Source organism: Methylobacterium thuringiense, from assembly GCF_022179645.1.
Classification (GTDB): domain Bacteria; phylum Pseudomonadota; class Alphaproteobacteria; order Rhizobiales; family Beijerinckiaceae; genus Methylobacterium; species Methylobacterium thuringiense.
The window spans coordinates 201859-221131 of the sequence record NZ_BPRA01000008.1 but is presented as its reverse complement, the minus strand read 5'-3'; the positions used below and the strand labels follow the sequence as shown (position 1 = coordinate 221131).

General features: G+C 67.8%; 13 protein-coding genes, 1 tRNA gene and 1 pseudogene. 8 read left to right on the top strand and 7 right to left on the bottom strand.

Going from position 1 to position 19273, the window contains the following annotated elements; genetic code table 11:
- Window positions 1-4: 4 nt before the first annotated feature.
- Window positions 5-3484 (bottom strand): AsmA-like C-terminal region-containing protein, encoded by a 3480-nt coding sequence (locus MFF07_RS09915; protein WP_147816741.1) that lies wholly within the window; start codon window positions 3482-3484, stop codon window positions 5-7.
- 142 nt (window positions 3485-3626) lie between these two features.
- On the opposite strand from MFF07_RS09915, the gene MFF07_RS09910 reads away from it, so the two are divergent.
- Both MFF07_RS09910 and MFF07_RS09905 read left to right on the top strand, forming a co-directional pair.
- Window positions 3627-4094, top strand: coding sequence for a peroxiredoxin (locus MFF07_RS09910; RefSeq protein WP_147816767.1), 468 nt, complete (start codon window positions 3627-3629; stop codon window positions 4092-4094).
- 201 nt (window positions 4095-4295) lie between these two features.
- Entirely contained in the window at window positions 4296-5516 is a 1221-nt protein-coding gene (locus MFF07_RS09905) for a M23 family metallopeptidase (protein ID WP_238231737.1), read from the top strand.
- A 21-nt stretch (window positions 5517-5537) separates the two neighbouring features.
- Here the strand turns inward: MFF07_RS09905 and prfB are convergent.
- Window positions 5538-6666, bottom strand: a protein-coding gene (gene prfB, locus MFF07_RS09900) for a peptide chain release factor 2 (RefSeq protein WP_147816739.1) whose coding sequence is annotated in 2 segments (ribosomal slippage) — window positions 5538-6596 and window positions 6598-6666 — 1128 coding nt in all. Because the reading frame shifts where the segments join, the coding sequence is not laid out codon by codon here.
- Between the two features lie 191 nt (window positions 6667-6857).
- Here prfB and MFF07_RS09895 point away from each other — a divergent pair.
- The 5 genes and pseudogenes from MFF07_RS09895 (at window position 6858) to MFF07_RS09875 (ending at window position 9304) form a co-directional block, all read left to right on the top strand.
- Window positions 6858-7112 (top strand): type II toxin-antitoxin system Phd/YefM family antitoxin, encoded by a 255-nt coding sequence (locus MFF07_RS09895; protein ID WP_147816738.1) that lies wholly within the window; start codon window positions 6858-6860, stop codon window positions 7110-7112.
- Window positions 7109-7528: pseudogene (locus MFF07_RS09890) on the top strand (type II toxin-antitoxin system VapC family toxin); the annotation flags it as partial. The gene MFF07_RS09895 and the pseudogene MFF07_RS09890, both read left to right, overlap by 4 nt.
- Before the next feature lie 105 nt (window positions 7529-7633).
- Complete coding sequence (locus tag MFF07_RS09885) at window positions 7634-8857, top strand: hypothetical protein (RefSeq protein ID WP_238231735.1); 1224 nt, start codon at window positions 7634-7636, stop codon at window positions 8855-8857.
- 71 nt (window positions 8858-8928) lie between these two features.
- Window positions 8929-9018, top strand: a tRNA-Arg gene (locus MFF07_RS09880).
- Between the two features lie 94 nt (window positions 9019-9112).
- On the top strand, window positions 9113-9304 hold the full coding sequence (locus MFF07_RS09875; protein WP_373322296.1) for a DUF2809 domain-containing protein: 192 nt from the start codon (window positions 9113-9115) through the stop codon (window positions 9302-9304).
- A 251-nt stretch (window positions 9305-9555) separates the two neighbouring features.
- Here MFF07_RS09875 and MFF07_RS09870 read toward each other — a convergent pair whose 3' ends face one another.
- Complete coding sequence (locus MFF07_RS09870; RefSeq protein WP_147816733.1) at window positions 9556-11226, bottom strand: lysine--tRNA ligase; 1671 nt, start codon at window positions 11224-11226, stop codon at window positions 9556-9558.
- Window positions 11227-11427: 201 nt separating this feature from the next.
- A complete protein-coding gene (locus MFF07_RS09865; protein ID WP_373322295.1) occupies window positions 11428-12360 on the bottom strand; it encodes a transporter substrate-binding domain-containing protein in 933 nt (310 codons plus the stop codon).
- A 34-nt stretch (window positions 12361-12394) separates the two neighbouring features.
- Between MFF07_RS09865 and MFF07_RS09860 the strand changes: the two genes are divergently transcribed.
- Window positions 12395-14269 carry a glycosyltransferase family 2 protein gene (locus MFF07_RS09860; RefSeq protein ID WP_238231733.1) on the top strand — a complete coding sequence of 625 codons (1875 nt, stop codon included), beginning with the start codon at window positions 12395-12397 and terminating at the stop codon, window positions 14267-14269.
- A 61-nt stretch (window positions 14270-14330) separates the two neighbouring features.
- Here the strand turns inward: MFF07_RS09860 and MFF07_RS09855 are convergent, their stop codons facing one another.
- The 3 genes from MFF07_RS09855 to MFF07_RS09845 all read right to left on the bottom strand — a co-directional run bounded on the left by MFF07_RS09855 (window position 14331) and on the right by MFF07_RS09845 (window position 19201).
- The gene (locus MFF07_RS09855; RefSeq protein ID WP_147816732.1) at window positions 14331-14921 is read right to left on the bottom strand and encodes an SCO family protein; all 591 of its coding nucleotides are present in this window, start codon (window positions 14919-14921) and stop codon (window positions 14331-14333) included.
- Between the two features lie 97 nt (window positions 14922-15018).
- Window positions 15019-16476, bottom strand: a complete 1458-nt coding sequence (gene cysG / locus MFF07_RS09850; protein WP_147816731.1) for a siroheme synthase CysG — start codon at window positions 16474-16476, stop codon at window positions 15019-15021.
- A 46-nt stretch (window positions 16477-16522) separates the two neighbouring features.
- Window positions 16523-19201 carry a nitrate reductase gene (locus MFF07_RS09845; protein WP_147816730.1) on the bottom strand — a complete coding sequence of 893 codons (2679 nt, stop codon included), beginning with the start codon at window positions 19199-19201 and terminating at the stop codon, window positions 16523-16525.
- Between the last annotated feature and the right edge of the window lie 72 nt (window positions 19202-19273).

Genomic DNA, 19273 nt, shown 5'->3' with positions numbered 1-19273 from the left:
CCCTTCAGCGCTCCGGCTGGCCGTTGGCGGAGGCTTCCCCCGAGCCTCCCCCCGCGCCGAAGAGTTGGCGCAGGAAGCCCGGCGCGACGGCCGAGAGCGGGTTCACGCTCACCGTCGGCTTGGCGATCGGACCCGAGACGGCGAAGTTGACGCCGAACAGGCCTTCGTTGCGGTCGCCGCCGAGCAGCGGGCCGACCACGGGGATCTGCGCCACCACGTTGTTCAGGGCGTAGAGCGGCACGAAGGTGCCGTCGATCTGGGTGCGCTCCTTGGCGGTGTCGAGCCAACCGCCCATGGTGAAGCCCATCGCCGCGTTCGAGATCGCCGCGTCGCGGAACGTCACCCGTGCGCCGGCGCGGGAGAAGTTCGCGCGCATGCGGTCGAAGCCGACGTCGTTGGCGGCGGCGACCCGGCGGCCGCGTGCGTCGACGGCGTCGCCCGCGGCCGGTCCGGAGGCCATGATCCGCGACAGGGCCGGCTCGTCGCGCAGCACGAAGTTCGTGATCTTCACCACGCCCGCCTGCGGCCCGTCGTTGAGGAACAGGTCGAGGTCGAGCTTGCCGCCGTACATCCGCTTGTAGACGTCGAAGAAGCGCAGCGTCGCGCCGGAATCCTCCGAATCGAGGGCGAGCAGCGGCTGGCCGCGCTCGGGCCGGATCGTCGCGCTCAAGGGGGCGCTGCCGAAGCGGCCCTTGATCTGCGCGCTGCGCACGTCGCCGTCGCGCATGGTCATCTTGAGGTTGGCGCCGGTCAGCGCCTCGCCGTTGAAGCCGGTGAGGATGTTGAGGGCGATGTCCGCCTCGACGTCCTTGCCGTCCTTGTCCTTGCCCTTCTTCGAGTCCGAGCTGGTCAGCGACTTCAGGAAGGGGCGGGCATCGGCCACCGCGCCCTTCACCGAGACCTTGTAGACGCTGCCGGTGCGGTCCACCGAGACGCGCATGTCGTCGCCCGGTGAGAGCTTGAGGCTGGTGATGTCGGCCCGGTCGAAGCCGCCCTCGGCGGTGATCGCGACGCTGCCGCGGACCAGCGTCGGCGCGGCGTCGAGGGCGATGTCGCGCAGTTCCGAGCCGCCGGAGGCGGTCTCGACCAGAGTGAAGCCGAGCTTGCCCGGCTTGCCGGCGGCCTTCGACCAGCCCGGCAGCACGCCGTCGATGCCGGCCTTGGCGAGGTCCGCCTCGATCCGGATCGGCGGCTTTCCGGGGCCGGGGCGGCCGATCGGCACGGTGATCCGCGCCGGGATCGGCCCCGTCAGCTGCGGCGCGACGGGGAGCCCCTTCCTGGCGCGGAAGCTTTCGTCGAGAACGATCGTCACCAGCGCCTCGCCGGGCGCGCCGGGCTTGGGCTGCTTCAGGTCGATGGCGACGGGGGCGCCGAGCACCCGGCCGTCGCCCTTCATGACGAAGCCGCTGCGGTCGTAGTTCAGGGCGAAGTGCCCGGCCTCGAAGCGCTCCTTGCCGATGGCCTTGTCGACGAAGAGGTCGGACAGGGCTCCGCTCAGCGTGATCGGGATGTCGGCCAGATCCGGCACGTGCTTCAGGTTCAACGGGAAATCGATGCGGAGATCCGCATGGCCCTTCACGGTGCCGGGATCGATGTCGGTGCCCGTGAGCCCCTTGAACATCTTGGTCTGTAGCAGCGCCGCGACCGCGTCGGCGCCGCCGCCGAGGCGCAGGCCGATCTGGGCCATGATCCGGCCGGGCTGGGGATCCCGGATCACGAACGAGCCGTCGCTGACGCCGAGGGCGCGGTTGTCGGCCATGCGGATGTCGGCGGTGGCGCCGGTGATCGTCGTGGTGCGGCCGGTGATGGTGCCCGTCACCTTGCCGCGGCTCAGCGGCGGCGCGTCCTTCGAGACGGTGAGCCCCGCCTGCGACACGGCGAAGGCGATGTTCAGCGCCTGGTCGGGCATCGGATCGCCCTTCGTGGCCGCCGCGACCTCGGCCCCGCTCATGTCGATGGTGATGTCGGTGGTGTCGACCTTGCCCGCGCGCAGGTAGTCGACGAGGTAATTGCGCACGCCCGGCGCGATGTGCTCGGGCCAGAGCCGCAGGGCGAGCCGCCCTTCGGTGTCGGAGGCGGCGATGTGCAAGGTCACGCCGTCGTCGTCGGCCGTGGTGCCGATCGTGCCGGAGACGCGCCCGTCGAGCCCCTCCCCCTTCAGCGCGAGGGTGTCGATGCTGATGCCGCCGGCCCGGCCGGTGAGGTGGCCCTCGATCTCGCCGATCTTGACCGGCGGATCGCTCGCCGCCGCGCCGCGCATCACCGCGTCGCGGCCGCCGAAGCGGAAGGTCCAGTCGCTGTTGGAGCCCGTCGGGCTCTGGGCGAAGGCGCCCTCCAGCTGCGCGCTGTTGCCGGCCCCGGCATAGACCAGGGAATCGAGCTTGAGGGCGCGATGCGCCTCGTCCCAGCTCACGGCGGCGTTCAGCGTCTCGATGGTGACCGGGTTGAAGTCCTTCTCCTCGATGAGGAGGTTGCCGGCGCTGGAGTGGATCCCGGCCTTCATGGTCTCGATCCGGCCCTGATCGATCGCGACGTCGGCGGAGGCCGAGAGCTTCAGGTCGGTCTCGACGGGCAGCTTCGAGAGGCCGCCGAGCAGGAGCATGTCGGTGACGGGCAGGTCGTCGAGGGTGATGGTGCCGGTGCGCTTGCCGCCGCCCTCTTCGTGCAGGTTGCCGCCGAAGCGCCACTCGCCGTGCGGGCCGTCGATGCGCAGCTCGAAGATGCGGGCGTCGCGCACCGCGTCGCGCCGGAACAGGCCGTTGACGCGCTCGAACACCGCGCGCTCGCGGGCCGAGTCGTCGATCAGGGTCAGGCGGCCGTTGGTGATCCGCGCCCGGTCCAGCGCGCCGACGACGCCGGCCGAATCGAGCACGACGCCGAAGATCGAGGCGACGGCGGCCGAGAGCGGCGAGACGGTGCCGCGGGCGGCGTCGACGCTCGGCAGGGTATGGGGCTTGGCCGCGCCCTCCTGCGAGGGCGACGAGGCGGCGAAGGCGATCGAGCCGTCGCCGTGCACGAGGGCCGTCATCCGCAGGTCGCGGAATTCGATGGAGCGCGGCTGCACCGAGAGGCGCAGCAGGCCCCAGGTGTCGATGCTGACGACGGCGAGCGGCGCGCGCACCACCAGCGCCCCCTCCGGGTTGAACACGTCGAGCCCCGCCACGCGCAAGGCCAGGGAATTCTCGGAATCGAGTTCGAGCGCACTGTCCTTGAGGTCGACCCGCCAGCCCGGGCCGATGCTGCCGGCGAGGCTGGCCGCGACCCGCTCGGACATGCCGTCGATCCGCAGCGGTCCCTGGGACAGGCGGTAGACGGCGAGGCCGCCGCCGAGGCCGAGCACGAGGACCAGTGCGAACGCGGTCCAGAAGCAGGACTGGCGGACGCGGCCGGACGCCGTGCGCCCGCGCTCCAGCGGAGCGCATCGCGGCGCCGCCTCGCCGGTCACCGCCTCCTTGAGGAGCGAGTGGGCCGTTTCCTGGTCCATCAATCCTTCGCCGCTGGATCGGCCTACGCGCCCGGGTTAATCGAGCGATACGCCTTGGGCTGTCGCGTCTGTCGGCGTGGCGCGCCGCAACTCTGGCGCGCGGTCCCGAGGCACACCATCAATCAGCCGAAAGGAAGGCATGATGCCTCTCGAACAGGGTCAAACTGCTCCCGATTTCAGCTTAGCCGGCGCAGGAGGCGAGACGATCGCCCTCGATGGCCTCAAGGGCCGCAAGGTCGTGCTGTATTTCTATCCGAAGGACGACACCAGCGGCTGCACCCTGGAGGCGCAGGGCTTCAACGCGCTCGGCGACGCCTTCGCCGAGGCCGGCGCCACGGTGGTCGGCGTCTCCCCCGATTCGGTGAAGAGCCACGACAAGTTCCGCGCGAAATACGGGCTGACCTTCCCGCTCGCCTCCGACGAGGCCAAGGGCATGCTCGAGGCCTACGGCGTCTGGGTCGAGAAGAGCATGTACGGGCGCAAGTACATGGGCGTCGAGCGCACCACGATGCTGATCGACGCGGAAGGCCGGATCGCCCGGATCTGGCCGAAGGTGAAGGTGCCGGGCCATGCCGAGGAGGTGCTGGAGGCGACCCGCGCGCTCGGCTGAGGCGCCCGATCCTTTCGGTGGCGAAGGGCGCGCTTTTCCCCTTCCTTAACCTTGACGCTGTGTGGTGGGCGCACCTGGCTTTCCGGTTCGGGCTGCATGCGACCCATCCCAACATCGACTATTCCGGGGGCCGACACGTCCCGGCGGCGCGGACGTCCGGGCGACCCTGCGGCATCGCGGCGCAGGAGCCGGCTCGTTCCGGTGCTGGCGGTGGCGCTCGCCGCGAGCACGATCTGGTCCGGGGCCACGAGCTACTACATCGTGTTCCACGACGAGATGCTCGGCCGCTTCTTCGGTCAGGTGCGGGCAGTGCAACTCGCCTACGAGGCGCAGGTCGGCGCGCTTCAGACCCAGGTCGAGCGTTCGGTCTCCGAGCGCGTGCGGACCCGCGAGGGCTTCGAGGGCCGGATCGCGGCGCTCGCCGAGCGGCAGGTGCTGATCGAGAAGCGGCAGGGCGTGCTCGCCGGACTCGGTGCGATCGAGCCCGAGACCACGGGCTCGATCCCGGCCGCGCCGGCGCCGGAACAGGCCCCGGCCGCACAACCCCAAAAGCCGTTCCCGACACCCGGCGAACCCGGCGGCGCCTTCGACCTGCGCATGCGCGGGGGCGACCGCGTGGAGGTGCCCGAGCACCGGCTCGACCGTCATATCGCCGGCCTCGACGGGCGGCTCGATCGTCTGGCGCAGCGGCAATCGCAGGTGCTCGGCGACATCGCCGCGAAGGCGATGCGCGACGCCGCCCGCTTCCGCAGCGCGATCCTGCAGGCCGGCCTCGATCCGGGCCGTTTCGACCGGCCCGAGCGCGGCGTCGGCGGCCCGCTGGTTCCTCTGAGCGGCGACGCCTTCGATCGCGCGCTGGCCGAGGCCCAGCGCTCGGCCGACGACGAAAGGCGGCTGCGCCGGAGCGTGTCCGCCCTGCCCTTCCGCCGGCCGCTGGCCGAAGAGGCCGTCTTCACCAGCGAATTCGGCCCCCGGTTCGACCCGTTCACCCGCGGGCTCGCCATGCATACCGGGCTCGACATGCGGGCCGATCTCGGCACCGCCGCCCGCGCGACGGCGGCCGGCCGTGTCACGGCGGCGGAATATGGCGGCGGCTACGGCAACATGGTCGAGATCGACCACGGCCAGGGCTTCGTCACGCGCTACGCGCATCTGGCGAGCTATGGGGTCTCACCGGGACAGCGGGTCGAGGCCGGCGCCGTCATCGGCCGGGTCGGCTCGACGGGACGCTCGACCGGCAACCACCTGCATTACGAGGTCCGGATCGACGGGCAGCCCGTCGATCCGGAGCGCTTCCTGAGGGCGGGCGCCACCCTCACCGGAGAGGCTGCGGACACCGCGCCGGGCCAGGACGGTCTGGCGGCCGGATCCTGGGTCGCCTGGTCGAAGGCCCAGTTGCAGAAGCTGGCTCGGCCGCAATAGGCCTCGCCGGCTTCGACACGATCAGTCGATGTCCTCGACGTTCTCCGTCGCCCCGTAGAGCCGTTGGGCCAGCGAGGCCTCGATGAACGGGTCGATGTCGCCGTCGAGCACCTCGTCCGGGTCGGTCGACTGCGTGCCGGTGCGCAGGTCCTTCACCAGCTGATAGGGCTGCAGCACGTAGGAGCGGATCTGGTGGCCCCAGCCGATATCGGTCTTGGAGGCCGCCTCGGCGTTGGCCTTCTCTTCCCGCTTCTTCAGCTCGGCTTCGTACATGCGGGCGCGCAGCATGTTCCAGGCGGTCGCCCGGTTCTTGTGCTGCGAGCGCTCCTGCTGGCACGCCACCACGATCCCCGTGGGGTTGTGGGTGATGCGCACCGCCGAGTCGGTGGTGTTGACGTGCTGGCCGCCCGCGCCCGACGAGCGGTAGGTGTCGATGCGGCAGTCCGATTCCTTGATCTCGATCTCGATCCGGTCGTCGATCACCGGATAAACCCAGACCGAGGCGAAGCTGGTGTGCCGCCGCGCGCTCGAATCGTAGGGCGAGATCCGCACCAGCCGGTGCACGCCGGACTCGGTCTTGAGCCAGCCATAGGCGTTGTGGCCCTTGATCAGGAGCGTCGCGCCCTTGATCCCGGCCTCTTCGCCGTCCGACCACTCGACGATGTCGACCTTGTACTTCCGGCGCTCGGCCCAGCGGCCGTACATGCGCTGGAGCATGTTGGCCCAGTCCTGGCTCTCGGTGCCGCCGGCGCCCGCATGGACTTCGAGATAGGTGTCGAAGCCGTCGGCCTCGCCCGAGAGCAGCGTCTCGACCTGCCGGCCGGCCGCTTCCTTCTCGACGGCCTTGATCGTGGCCTCGCCCTCGCGGATGGAGGCGTCGTCGCCCTCCATCTCACCGAGTTCGATCAGCATCGCCCCGTCGTCGAGATCCTGCTCGAGCTTGCGGATGGCGCTGACGGCCTCGTCGAGTTGCTGGCGCTCGCGCATGACCTTCTGCGCGGCTTCGGCGTCGTTCCACAGCTCCGGATTCTCCGAAGCGGCGTTCAGCTCCGCGAGGCGTTTGTCGACTGTATCCCAGTCAAAGATGCCTCCTCAGCAGTCCTATAGACTGCTTGGCGGCATCCGAGGCCTGCTCGATCTCGGCGCGCATCTGGTGTGAAACTCGATTGTCGGTGTGAGCGGGGGTGATAGCGAGCGCTCCGGGCGGTGTAAACCGTCGGTGCTCGGCACCGCGCCGCCCGCACCACGCAAGTCGGCCGGGCGCGACTGGGAAGGACGATTGAGACGCCCGCCGAGAGGTAGTAACGTGCCTACATCGATTGGCCCATGCGAGGCGTCGCGATGACCGTCACGACCATGTCCAGCCGTGAGCTCAATCAGGACGTCAGCCGCGCCAAGAAGGCAGCCAAGACCGGGCCCGTGTTGATCACCGATCGCGGAAAGCCCTCTCACGTGCTGCTGAGCATCGAGGCGTATCAGCGGCTGACCGGACAGAGGCGGAGCATCGCCGACGCCCTGGCGATGACCGATCACGCGGATGTCGCCTTCGATCCGCCGCGCGTGGAGATCGGGACGCGGCCGGCCGACCTGCTGTGATGTACGTCCTCGACACCAACGTCGTGTCCGAGTTGCGAAAAGTGCGGCTCGGGAAGGCGAATGCGAACGTCGTGGCGTTCTTCGAGACCGTCGATGCCGGCGATCTCTTCGTCTCGGCCATCACGATCCTGGAGCTGGAACTCGGCGTCCTCACGATCGAGCGCCGGGATACCGCCCAAGGCGCCCTGCTTCGCTCCTGGCTCGAACAGCAGGTGCTGCCCGAGTTCGCGGATCGGACGCTGGCGATCGATACGGCCGTAGCGCGGCGCTGTGCCCGGCTGCACAGTCCCGACAGGCGAAGCGAGCGCGACGCCCTGATCGCGGCGACCGCGCTCGTTCACGGCATGACGGTCGTCACCCGCAACGTCGCGGATTTCCATCCGACCGGCGTCCCGCTGCTCGATCCCTGGAACGGATGGAAAGGGGCGAGTGCGGACCGCAATCATCGCGAGCGAAGGGGGCGATCTAAGGGCGTTGCATTCGTCATCGCCTCATAATGATGCCGCTGAGGGGACAGAACTATGTCTAGCAACACAGATATCACAAGAAACGAGCGTGTTGCTATTTTAAAGAATATAATAAATAAGCCGATTATATCTAATAGCGACGTGATAGATTTGATGCGAGCTTCTAGGAGTATTGACGTAGATTATGCAAAAATTTCCAACGAATTAGTTCCAGATTCAGGGGTTTTTTTGAACTCAAAGCATATGGAGCAGTTTGTTTCTGCTGATATCTCAGATGATTTTGTCATAGAGGAGGTAAGAAAGCAAAAATCATATTTCAAGAGATTGCAAGATTTACTTCCAGAATTTTCGCAATACTTTAAATTTGAACGAGACGAGCAAATTTTGTCATTCATGGAAATTATTGACGATTGCCATCATGATTTTTGGATTATTCAAGGGTCAAATAGGCGTGATAAGTCGCGACGGCAAGCAATCGAGGCGATCGATCTAGCGCGGCAAAAATTTTCTGAATTAATTGGGGCGCTAGGAGATGCAAAAACCTTTGTTGATATTGAATACAATAATCTTCGTCGACTGGTCTTCGAGGAGTCTCATCTTTCCCAGTCGCCCCACATGAATTTTGATAATCTAGTTGAAGAAATAAAATTTGCTTACGGCGTAATTGATCTTTGTGCAATACGTGCTCGGGAAGATGGGGAATTCTTGATACTGTCAGACTCAAAATTTCGTACTCATGTTGTCGAAACCGCTTATACAATGTCTTTATATTATTCAGGGCCGCCATTTCGAACGACGCCTGGATCAAACTTTTCTGCCTGTGCTAGCGTGTTATTCGAAATTGTCAGTGGAAAATCTGATGTGAGTTTGGCTGGTGCGATAAATAGATTTGCAAGAAGCAAAGAGAAGCAAGGGCACGATAATTACAATGCAGAATCTGAAGGTAATGACGACGTTGCTCTGCAAAGCAATAACTTTAGGTCAGTGAATCTGCCGATAATTCAATTGGCTAATGAGTATATTCGATACACAAATATGCCGGGTGTGCCAACTTCATCAAGTGAAGCCAAAATGGAAGTCTGGAAACTGTGGCAGAGAATGATATCTCTGAGCGAGGATTCAAAGAAGAAATTTGGGCCGTTCGTAGAAAACACTGAGATTAACCCCTCTCTTGATGCAAAAGATCGTATAAAAGAATATGATAGATTGCGCTTGGAGATGAAAAAGCTTGTGATTTCCTTGGGAAGGTCTCGCCGTGAGGATCCCGCCGAAGATTGACAGCAATTCATAGCTAGCGCCCAAATCGCGTCAACCGCGTGCCGTGAGAGTTTGTAAAAGAAGGCCGTCGTCGCAGCGTAGCTCAGCGGAAAGAGCACTCGCTTCCTACGTACAGCAATGTGCGGGCGAGAAGGTCGCAGGTTCGAGTCCTGCCGCTGCGTCGACTACCAGCAAATGTCGATCCTGGACACGGCCTCCTGAAATGCCTTCTCGCAACTGAAGATTCCGAAAGAGCTCGAACTGTGCCGATCCCGCGTGCGTAAAGCCGCTCGCCCGCGCCGTGGCGAGCGCCTTCGCCTGTTTCACACGCCCGGTCTCGATGCGTTCCGCCTCACGCTCACCGGCCAGCTCCTGCTCGGCCGGATATTTTCGGTCTGCAACCTCATCGCCTATGCCGTGGACATCGCCGTCGCAGCAGGGGTTGATCGTGCAGGGCAGAGGCGATGACGCCGCGCGTTGAAAACCCAGCCGATTCGGTGAGCCCGAAGCCAACTCCGGCATCCGTCGACGATCCTGACCGGATCGGACACGGCTTAGGAGAATATAGGAATATTAGCTGATTTGCGTCGCGCTCGTCAAGCTCGTTTTCGCGCACGTGCGAAGTGAGGCGGAGTCGGCCGGGACAAGCGACCGTGGGACGCCCTGGGACAGGCGGGACGAGCGTCCCGCTCGTCCGCTGATCCGAACGCTGCGCGGCCTCAGGCCGGCTCGCCGACGAACGCTCCTTCCAGGGCCTTTCCGATCAGCGCCCGCGTCTCGGCTACGCCGTAGAGCGCGATGAACGAGCCGAAGCGCGGTCCCTGCGCCTCGCCGAGCAGCACGTTGTAGATCGAGGCGAACCAGGTCTTGGCCACCCCCGGCCGCCCATCGGGACTCTTCGACTTGCCCGAGAGATCGGGGAAATGCCGCCGCCCCACCTCGTAGACCACGGCCTGCAACGCCTCCGGATCGGCCGAGCCTTCGTGCTGGCCAAGCGCCTCGGCGAGGTCGCGAAAAGCCGCAGTCTCCTCCTCGGAGGGCGCGCGGTACTGCTTCTGCGGGCGCACGAAATCGCGATAATAGGCGAGCGCCCGGTCGACGAGCGCGGCGAGGCGTGGATGCGTCCCGGGCCCGACATCGGGCGCGTAGCGGCGGATGAAGCCCCAGAGCACGTCGGGCGTCTCGGCATTGGCCACGGAGACCAGGTTGAGCAGCATGGCGAAGCTGATCGTCGTGCCGGCGGCGTCGATCGCCTCCGGTGCCGGCGGCGCGCCGGCATGCAGGTGCCAGATCGGGTTGCCGAGGCGCAGCTTCGCGTCCTGCCGCGGGTAGCGGCCGAGGAAGTTGTCGTACTCGTCGACGTTGCGCGGAATCACGTCGAAGAACAGGCGCTTGGCCTCGCGCGGCTTGTTGTACATGAACAGCGAGAGCGAATCCGGCGTGCCATAAGCGAGCCACTCGTCGATGGTCAGGCCGTTGCCCTTCGACTTCGAGATCTTCTGGCCGTTCTCGTCGAGGAAGAGTTCGTAGTTGAAGCCCTCCGGCGGCTCGGCGCCGAGGGCCTGCGCGATCTTGCCCGAGAGCTTCACGGAATCGATCAGGTCCTTGCCGGCCATCTCGTAATCGATGCCGAGCGCGACCCAGCGCATCGCCCAGTCGGGCTTCCATTGCAGCTTCACGTGGCCGCCGGTGACCGGCGTCTCGTAGCCCTCGCCGGTGGCCGGATCGCGCCAGACGATGGTGCCGGCGGACGGCCTGACCTCGTCGATCGAGACCTGCATGACGTGGCCCGTCACCGGGTGGATCGGCAGGAACGGCGAGTAGGAGGCCGAGCGCTCGGCCCTGAGCGACGGCAGCATGATCGCCATCACCGCCTCGTAGCGGTCGAGCACGAGACGCAGCGTGTCGTCGAACAGCCCCGCCTCGTAGCACGCGGTCGCCGAGCGGAATTCATAGTCGAAGCCGAAGGCGTCGAGGAAGCGGCGCAGCTCCGCGTTGTTGTGCGCGCCGAAGCTGTCATGGGTGCCGAAGGGGTCGGGCACCCGGGTCAGCGGCAGGTTCAGCGCCTTTGCCAGCAGGTCCTGGTTCGGCACGTTGGTCGGCACCTTGCGCAAGCCGTCCATGTCGTCGGAGAACGCGATCAGCCGCGTCGGCACGCTGTCGTTGGTCAGGACGCGGAAGGCGTGGCGCACCATCGAGGTACGGGCGACCTCGCCGAAGGTGCCGATATGCGGCAAGCCCGACGGGCCGTAGCCGGTCTCGAACAGCACTTCGGATTTCGGCTTGCGCTCCAGCCGCGCCACGAGCTTGCGCGCCTCCTCGAACGGCCAGGCGGCGGCCGTGGCGGCGGCGTCGAGGATGTCGGGGTCGAGGGCGAGCGGGGCGGTCATGATCGGGGGCTTGAGCGAGGAAGCAGGAGCGCCGACGGGCGGGCCGGCGCGAGGGGCCGCACCCTATGGACCGGCTCCGGGCCGGTCAACGCGAGGGATCAGAGCCGTGCCCGATCCATCCGGATCGGATCCCGGCTCTGGTTTTTCGGTTTTGTCGCGCTCTCTTTCGACGAACCGGCAACCACTTCGGCGGAGAGCGCTCTAGAACGGACTGACCGGGAAGAACCGCAAGTAGATCTCCGCGTACTTGCCGTCGTCCCAGACCCGCTGGAGCGCATCGTCTAGGGCGCGGGAGAGCGCGGCGTCCTCCGTCCGGGTCACGAGGCCGATCCCCTCGCCGAAGTAGCGGTTCTCCAGATAGTCGCCGCCGATGAACGCGCAGCAGCGCTCGGAATCCTGGCCGCCGATCCAGAGGGCGAGGTTGAGGCCGTCGGCGAAGAGGTAGTCGACCTCCCCCCGCTTCAGGGCAGCTTCCGCCGCCGCGAGATCGGGGAAGGGTTTCAGCGCCGCGCCGGGGAAGAACGCGGTCACGTAGGCCGCGTGCGCGCTGCTCTCGATCGCGCCGACGCTCTTGCCGGCGAGAGCCTGGGTCGAGGGGGCCGGCAGCCCCTTGTCGGTCCGGGCGACGAATCGTGCCGGCCAGCGGAAATAGGGGCGTGTCGCCAGGAAGCGGCTGCGCAAGCCCGCCGTCAGCGGGATCGCTGCGGCGACCACGTCGCCCTGCTTGTCGTTCAGCGCATCGAGCAGCGTATCGAAGCGCCGCGCCTGGACCGTGCAGGTCACGGCGAGCCGGTCGCAGACCGCGCGCGCCAGCTCCACCGAAAAGCCGGTCGGATTGCCGTCCGGTCCCGCGAAATGCAGCGGCGGAAACTCGTCGTCCGTCAGGAAGCGGACGGCCCGTCCGAGTTGCGGCGCCTCGACTCGTTCGCCGCGGGCGCGCGGATTCCAGAAGTTCGGGATCGCGACGCCGGGCGTGGCCGCCGGCGCCGGATCCTGCGCCAGCGCCCGATCCGCCACACCGGCGAGGAGTGTCGTCGCGGCTAGGCAGAGACCCACAGCTAGCCGCAGCCGGGGCCTTGACCCGAAGGCGGAAATTCGTCGGCAATGCGCGTGTGAAGAAGAGGTCTGGCTCACTCTTGCTTCCTAGCACGTCTGCGAGTCCCTGCGAGTGGCGAGCGAAGCGGAGAGCGGATCGGCAAGGGGAGCGGCAAGTCGGCTATCCCTGCCGCCCGAGATCGGCTTCCTGCTGGATGCCGGCGTCCCCCATGCCACGCTCGCCCAGGCAGCCGCCCTCGCCCGCGCCTGCGGAACCGACGCCGCGACGGTCCTCGTCAATCGCGGGCTGATGGACGAGGACCTGTTCTACCGTGCCCTCGCACGGACCTTGGGCACGGTGTTCCTCGAACGTGTCTCTCTGGACGAGACCGCGCGCTATCCGCAGATCCTCGAAGTCGGCGCGGCACCGCTTGCGACCGGCTCGGCGCAGTCGCTCGTCGTGGCGCCGCGCGGCGCGGCCATCGCGCGATTGATCGCAGGATATGCGCGCTTGGCGCCGCCGCCGGCCATCACGTCGCCGCGCCGGCTGCGGCTCGCCGCCTTCGAACGGTTCGCGGAGACGATCGCCGACGAGGCCGCCAACGATCTGGCGCGGCACTACCCGGAATGGTCCTGCACACCCGGCCCGGCCTGGCCGAGTCTCTGCCTCTTCGGGCTGGTCTTCCTGCTGTTCCTCATGGCCGGCCGGCTACCCGACACGATCGGTTTTGGACTGATCGCGCTCGGCCAGTGCTCCGTGCTGGCCATGCTGGCGCTCCGCCTCGCCGCGGTGACGGTCCCCGCGCGCACCGAGCCCGCCGCCGGTGCACGCCGGCTCGCGGATCGCGCGTTGCCGACCTACACGGTCCTGGTCGCGCTCTACCGCGAAGCCGTGATCTTGCCGCGGCTGATCCACACCTTGGCGCGGCTCGACTATCCGGAGGCCAAGCTCGACATAAAGATCCTGATCGAAGCCGACGACGGCGAGACGGCCGCGGCGTTGCGCGCGGCGGTGTTGCCGGCCCGCTTCGAGGTCGTCGTCGTTCCGCCCGGTCTACCCCGCACCAAGCCGCGGGCACTCAATGTCGGATTGCCGCTGGCGCGCGGCGAGTTGCTCGTCGTCTTCGATGCCGAGGATCAGGTCGATCCCGGCCAGCTTCGCGAGGCGGCGAGCCGGTTTGCGGACGAGCCCCCGTCGACCGCCTGCCTCCAGGGGCGGCTCGTCATCGACAACTGTGCCGAGAGCTGGCTGACTCGGCTGTTCGCGATCGAGTATGCCGGCCTCTTCGACGTGCTGCTGCCGGCCTTGACGGCGTGGCGGATGCCGACGCCTCTCGGCGGCACCTCGACGCATTTCCGCACGCGGGTGCTGCGGGAACTGCACGGTTGGGACGCCTGGAACGTGACGGAGGATGCCGATCTCGGCATCCGGCTGGCGCTGGCGGGCTATCGCGTCGGCGACCTGCCGAGCCCGACCTTCGAGGAAGCCCCCAAGACGCTGCGTGCCTGGCTGCGCCAGCGGACTCGCTGGCTCAAGGGCTTCATGCAGACGAGCTTCACCCATGGACGCCGTCCTCTCGACGTGGTCCGCAGGCTGGGGCTGCTCGATAGCCTGTGTGCGGTGGCGGTCGTGCCGGGCACGGTCCTCTCGGCTCTGCTCTACCCGCTCCTGACGATCTGGCTGGGGATCGAGTGGACGGCTCTCGACGCGAAGCCCGGTGCGGGGCTGATCGCGCATCTCACCGGAGCCGGGGCGCTGGTGGTCGCTTCCGCGGGCTTCGTCGCCATGTGGCTTCCCGGTGCCGTCGGCTGCCTTCGGCGCGGCTGGCCCGATCTATTGATCTTCGCCGCCTTGATGCCGATCTACTTCGCCCTCGTCAGCATCGCCGCATGGCTGGCGGTCTTCGAACTCGCCCGGCATCCCCATCGCTGGAACAAGACCGAGCACGGCCTGTCGCGCACCTCCCGCAGCGGCGCGCTGCATCTGAAGCGCCGGCGGGGGCCATGAGCCGGCTTCGCAAAAGTGCCTCGCGGCTCTGCGTCGAAAGCCTGCGAACCAGCAAAAAGAGTCAGATCCGACCGGCCAGCTCCTTCGCCGTCTCCTGCGGCGTCCGTTGAAGATTGAGCGCGCCGACGAAATCGTTGCGGCCATCCATGATGTAGACCAGCGCGGTGTGCTCCATGACGTAGTCGCCGTCCTTGCCCTCGACCTTGCGGGAATAGCCGCGATAGGCCTTCACCGCCGCCGCGACCTGCTCCGGCGTTCCGGTCAACCCGGTGATGCGCGGGTCGAAGCTCGACAGGTAGGTCTTGAGGGTCTCCGGCGTGTCGCGCTCGGGATCGACGGTGACGAAGGCGACCTTCAGCTTGTCCGCTTTCGGTCCGAGGGCGGCGAGCACGTCGCTGATCTGCTGCAGCGTCGTCGGGCACACGTCGGGGCAATGGGTGAAGCCAAAGAACACGAGATGCGTCGCCCCGGCGAAATCGCGCTCGGTGACGGTCCTACCCTCCTGGTTCACCAGGGTGAAGGGTCCGCCGACGGCGCTCCTAACCGCCTGGTCGTTCTTCGGCGTGAGGTACATCACCGCGCCCGCCGAGAGCGCCACCAGGCCGGCGGTGAAGGCGAGCAGGATCAGGAGAGCGCGAGGCTTGGCGATCATGGTAGCAGTCCGACGATGAGGGACGCACCTCTACCCGCGGCGGCGACGGAACGCCAAGGCCCGCCTCATGCGTCCGGTCGACCCTCGCCCGAGCCGCTCAGATCGCCAGCCGATCCTGCCCGCTCTCGACGATGACCCCCGCCTCGCGGCGCCCGAGCGCTTCGCCCACCATCAGGATCGCCGGACCCTCAAAGCCGGCGGCCTCAATCCGCGCGGCGAGGTCGGTGGCGGTGCCGGTGACCGTGGCCTGTTCGGGCCGGGTCGCATTGAAGACCACGAGGGCCGGCGTCGTGGGGGCGAGTCCCTCGGCGATGGCGCGTTCCAGCAGCACGCCGAGGGTGCGCTTGGGCATGTAGACCACGGTGGTGACGCTCGGATCGGCCAGCGCCCCCCAGTTCAGGTCCTCGGGGAGCGCGCCGCGGCGGTCGTGACCGGTGACGTATTGCAGGCGGCGCGCGGCGTCACGGTGCGTCAGCGAGATGCCGAGCGAGGCGGCGGCACCCTGGGCGGCGGTCACGCCCGGCACGACGGCGCAGGGAATGCCGGCCAGACGGCAGGCGTCGATCTCCTCGCCGGCGCGACCGAAGACGAGCGGGTCGCCGGATTTCAGGCGAACCACCTGCTTACCGGCCTTCGCCAGCGAGACCATCAGCGCGTTGATATCGTCCTGGCGGCAAGATGGCCCGTGCCCGGTCTTGCCGACGAGCATGGTGCGGGCCTCGCGGCGGGCATAATCGAGGATCTCGGGGGCGACGAGGTCGTCGTAGAGGATGACGTCGGCGTTGCGCAGGGCACGCAGCGCCTTGAGGGTCAGCAACTCGGCATCGCCCGGCCCCGCGCCGACGAGGGTCACCGCGCCGCCCTTCGGGGCCGCCTCAGCCTGGCCCAGGAGCTCTTCGAGGTCTGTCTCGGTCGGCGCCCGATCGGGCTCGGCGAAGGCGCGGTCCGTGAACCGCTCCCAGAAGCCGCGACGTTCGGAGAAGCCGTGGAAGCGGCCGGTGACGGCCTCGCGCCAGTCGCGCGCCGCCCCGACCCAGCGGGCGAACCCACGCGGCAGCATCGCCTCGATGCGGGCGCGCACGGTCTGCCCGAAGACGGGGGCGGCCCCCTCGGTGGAAATGCCCACCACCAGCGGCGAACGGTTGACGATGGCGCCGAACTTCACGTCGCAGAGATGCGGCCGGTCGACGGCGTTGACGATCGCCCCGGTTTTCCGTGCCTCGGCGACGAAGGCGATGCAGTCGTCCTCATCCTCCATCGCGCCGATGGCGAAGGCCGCGCCCGCCAGATCGGCCGGCGTCCAGGCGCGGTGATGCAGGGTCACGGAGCCGGCGGCGATATTGCCTGGCACGGCAAGCAATTCCTCGCTCGGCTCGGGGGCGTAGACATCGACGTTTGCCCCGGCGGCGGCGAGCAGCTTCACCTTCCAGGGCGCGCCGCCGTTCGAGCCGGCGAGCACCGCGCGCTTGCCCTGCAGCGGCACGAAGACGGGCAGCACCGCCAGCGGCTCGAGGCCGGCGGAGCGGGTTTCGCGTGGCTGACGGGGCGTGCTCATCGCGGAAAGCGTGGGTCTCGACATCGTGACGGTCCCGAACCTGACCTCACGCGGCGTCGCGCGCAAGCGCCGGGGCGAGCAGCTTGCGGATCTCTGGGATGCACGAGCCGCAATTCGTGCCGGCCTTGCAGGCCGCGCCGACCTGTTCGACGGAGCCGGCGCCGGCCGCGATCGTCGCGGTGATGACGTCGAGGCCGACGCCGTGGCAGGCGCAGATCACCGGACCGGCCGACGCCGTCTGGGTCCGGCCGGAGAGCAGGCTGCGCCGATCGGCCGCCTCGATCTCGGGGGCCGCAAAAACCTGCTTGGCGAGTTCCCAGTCCGGCCGCCGCTCGCCCGTTTCGACGGCAAGGCAGGCCATGAGCCGGCCGTCGCGATAGGCCGCGAGCCGGTAGAGGGCCCGCGCATGGTCGGAATATTCGGCGAGTTCGTGCGCCGGAAACAGCCCGCGCAGCGCCATCGCGACTTCGCGAGAACCGTCCTGCGTCGCGAAGATCAGCCCCGAGCCGCCCTGCACCGTCGCGCGGGTCCACCACCAGCCGGAGGGGGCCGCCGTCGCCGCGCGGGTCAGCAGGTAGCCGCGCGAGCGATAGGCGACAGGCTCCATTGCGGCGGGCGTCGCCTTCAGCTCGGGCTGGCCGGAGACCGGATCGGGCGTGCCGCGCACCAGCGCCACGACGCGACCGTTGGAGGCGGTCATGTCGCTCCAGTGCATTGGCGCGAAGATGTCGCCAGGCCGCACGCCGTCGCTGATCGTCACCTCCAGGATCGCGCTGGAATTGGCCGTCGTTACCCGGGCGAAACCGCCCTCGGTCAGGCGATAGCGTGCGGCATCGTCGGGATGGATCTCCACGAACGGCACGGCACGGTGGGCGGAGAGACGCTGGCTCTTTCCGGTGCGCGTCATGGTGTGCCAGTGGTCGCGCACCCGGCCGGTGTTGAGGATCAGCGGATGCTCCGCGGTCGCCGGCTGGGCCAGGGCCGGCGGCTGCACGGCGACGAAGCGGGCGCGCTTGTCGAAGGTGTAGAAGCGCCCGTCGGCGAACATCCGCGCCCGGCCTTTTCGCGGATCCGGGCCGCGCTTCGTCAGCGGCCATTGCACGGGCGCCGTCGCGTCGTAGGCGCGGTCGCTGAGATCGGCGAGGCCGCCGATGTCGAAGTCGCGGGTGCCGTCGTTCTCGAAGGCCGACAGCGCGGCGTGCTCGCGGAAGATCTGCGCGGCGGAGGTGTAGGCGAAGGCCGCGCCGTGGCCGAGGCGCTTGGCGACGTCGCTCATGATCGCCCAGTCGGCCCGGGCCGCGCCGGGAGCTTTCAGGAAGCGGCGCTGGCGCGAGATGCGGCGCTCGGAATTCGTGACCGTCCCGTCCTTCTCGCCCCAGGCCAGAGCCGGCAGCAGCACGGTCTTTTTCGCCGTCGCGCGCGCCGTGTCGCTCGTCGCGAGCACTTCGGAGACGACGTAGAGGTCGAGGCCGGCGATTGCCGCGCGGATCTCGTCGGCGCGCGGCATCGAGACGAGGGGGTTGGTGCCCATCACCCAGAGCGCCTTGATCTTGCCCCGCGCGATGGCCTCGAACATCGCCACCGCCTTCATGCCCTCGCCGGTGATGATGTTCGGCGCGCTCCAGAAGCGGCGGACCTTGTCGACCTCGTGATTGTCGAAATGCATGTGGGCGGCGAGCATGTTGGCGAGTCCCCCGACCTCGCGCCCACCCATGGCGTTGGGCTGCCCGGTCAGCGAGAATGGCCCCATACCCGGCTGCCCGATCCGCCCGGTGGCGAGGTGGCAGTTGATGATGGCGTTGCCCTTGTCGGTGCCCTGGGCCGACTGGTTCACGCCTTGGCTGAAGCAGGTCACGACCCGGCGGGTGCGGGTGAACAGCGCGAAGAACCGGCCGACATCGGCCTCGCTCAGGCCAGTCGCGGCGGCGGTAGCGGCGATGGTCGGGGCGATGGTGAGGGCCCGCTCCAGCGCCGCGTCGAAGCCGGCGGTGTGCTCGGCGACGTAAGCCCGGTCGACGGCGCCCTGCCCCGCCAGATGCACGAGGAGCCCCGAGAACAGGGCGGTGTCGCTGCCGGGCTTCAGCCCGAGATGCAGGTCGGCTTCCTCGCCGGTCTGGGTGCGGCGGGGGTCGATCGTGACGATCGTGGTGCCACGCTTGGCCTTTGCGTCGGCCATGCGGCGATAGAGGATCGGGTGGCACCAGGCGGTGTTCGATCCGACGAGGACCAGCAGGTCGGCCTCGTCGAGATCCTCGTAGCAGCCGGGCACGGTGTCCGAGCCGAACGCGCGGCGATGGGCCGCCACGGCGCTCGACATGCAGAGCCGGGAATTCGTGTCGACGTGGGGCGTTCCGAGAAAGCCCTTCGCGAGCTTGTTGGCGACGTAATAGTCCTCCGTCAGCAGCTGGCCGGAGAGGTAGAAGGCGATTGAATCCGGCCCGTGCTGTTCGGCGATTTTCTTAAGGCCGCCCGCCACCGTGCCGAGCGCGCCTTCCCAGGACACGCGCGCCCCGTCGACGATCGGGTGCAGCAGCCGGTCCTCGAAGCCGAGCGTCTCGCCCAGCGCCGAGCCCTTCGAGCAGAGACGGCCGAAATTCGCCGGGTGTTCGGTGTCGCCGGCGATGCCCGCCCCGCCCTGCCCGTCCGGGCTGGCCAGCACGCCGCAGCCGACCCCACAGTAGGGGCAGGTGGTTTTCACGACGGCGTCGGACGCGGGCACGGTCATGGCGTGAGCCTCGGCGGATTCTTGGTTTGCGGCAGCAAAAGTCGGGCCGGGCTGCCCGCGAAGCCCTCTCCC

What these genes read in the sequence shown, in the direction of transcription:
- cysG (WP_147816731.1), bottom strand. Translation starts at nt 16,476, where the DNA reads ATGAGCACGCCCCGTCAGCCACGCGAAACCCGCTCCGCCGGCCTCGAG.
- MFF07_RS09870 (WP_147816733.1), bottom strand. Translation starts at nt 11,226, where the DNA reads ATGACCGCCCCGCTCGCCCTCGACCCCGACATCCTCGACGCCGCCGCC.
- MFF07_RS09895 (WP_147816738.1), top strand. Translation starts at nt 6,858, where the DNA reads ATGACCGTCACGACCATGTCCAGCCGTGAGCTCAATCAGGACGTCAGC.
- MFF07_RS09910 (WP_147816767.1), top strand. Translation starts at nt 3,627, where the DNA reads ATGCCTCTCGAACAGGGTCAAACTGCTCCCGATTTCAGCTTAGCCGGC.
- MFF07_RS09915 (WP_147816741.1), bottom strand. Translation starts at nt 3,484, where the DNA reads ATGGACCAGGAAACGGCCCACTCGCTCCTCAAGGAGGCGGTGACCGGC.
- MFF07_RS09845 (WP_147816730.1), bottom strand. Translation starts at nt 19,201, where the DNA reads ATGACCGTGCCCGCGTCCGACGCCGTCGTGAAAACCACCTGCCCCTAC.
- MFF07_RS09855 (WP_147816732.1), bottom strand. Translation starts at nt 14,921, where the DNA reads ATGATCGCCAAGCCTCGCGCTCTCCTGATCCTGCTCGCCTTCACCGCC.
- MFF07_RS09885 (WP_238231735.1), top strand. Translation starts at nt 7,634, where the DNA reads ATGTCTAGCAACACAGATATCACAAGAAACGAGCGTGTTGCTATTTTA.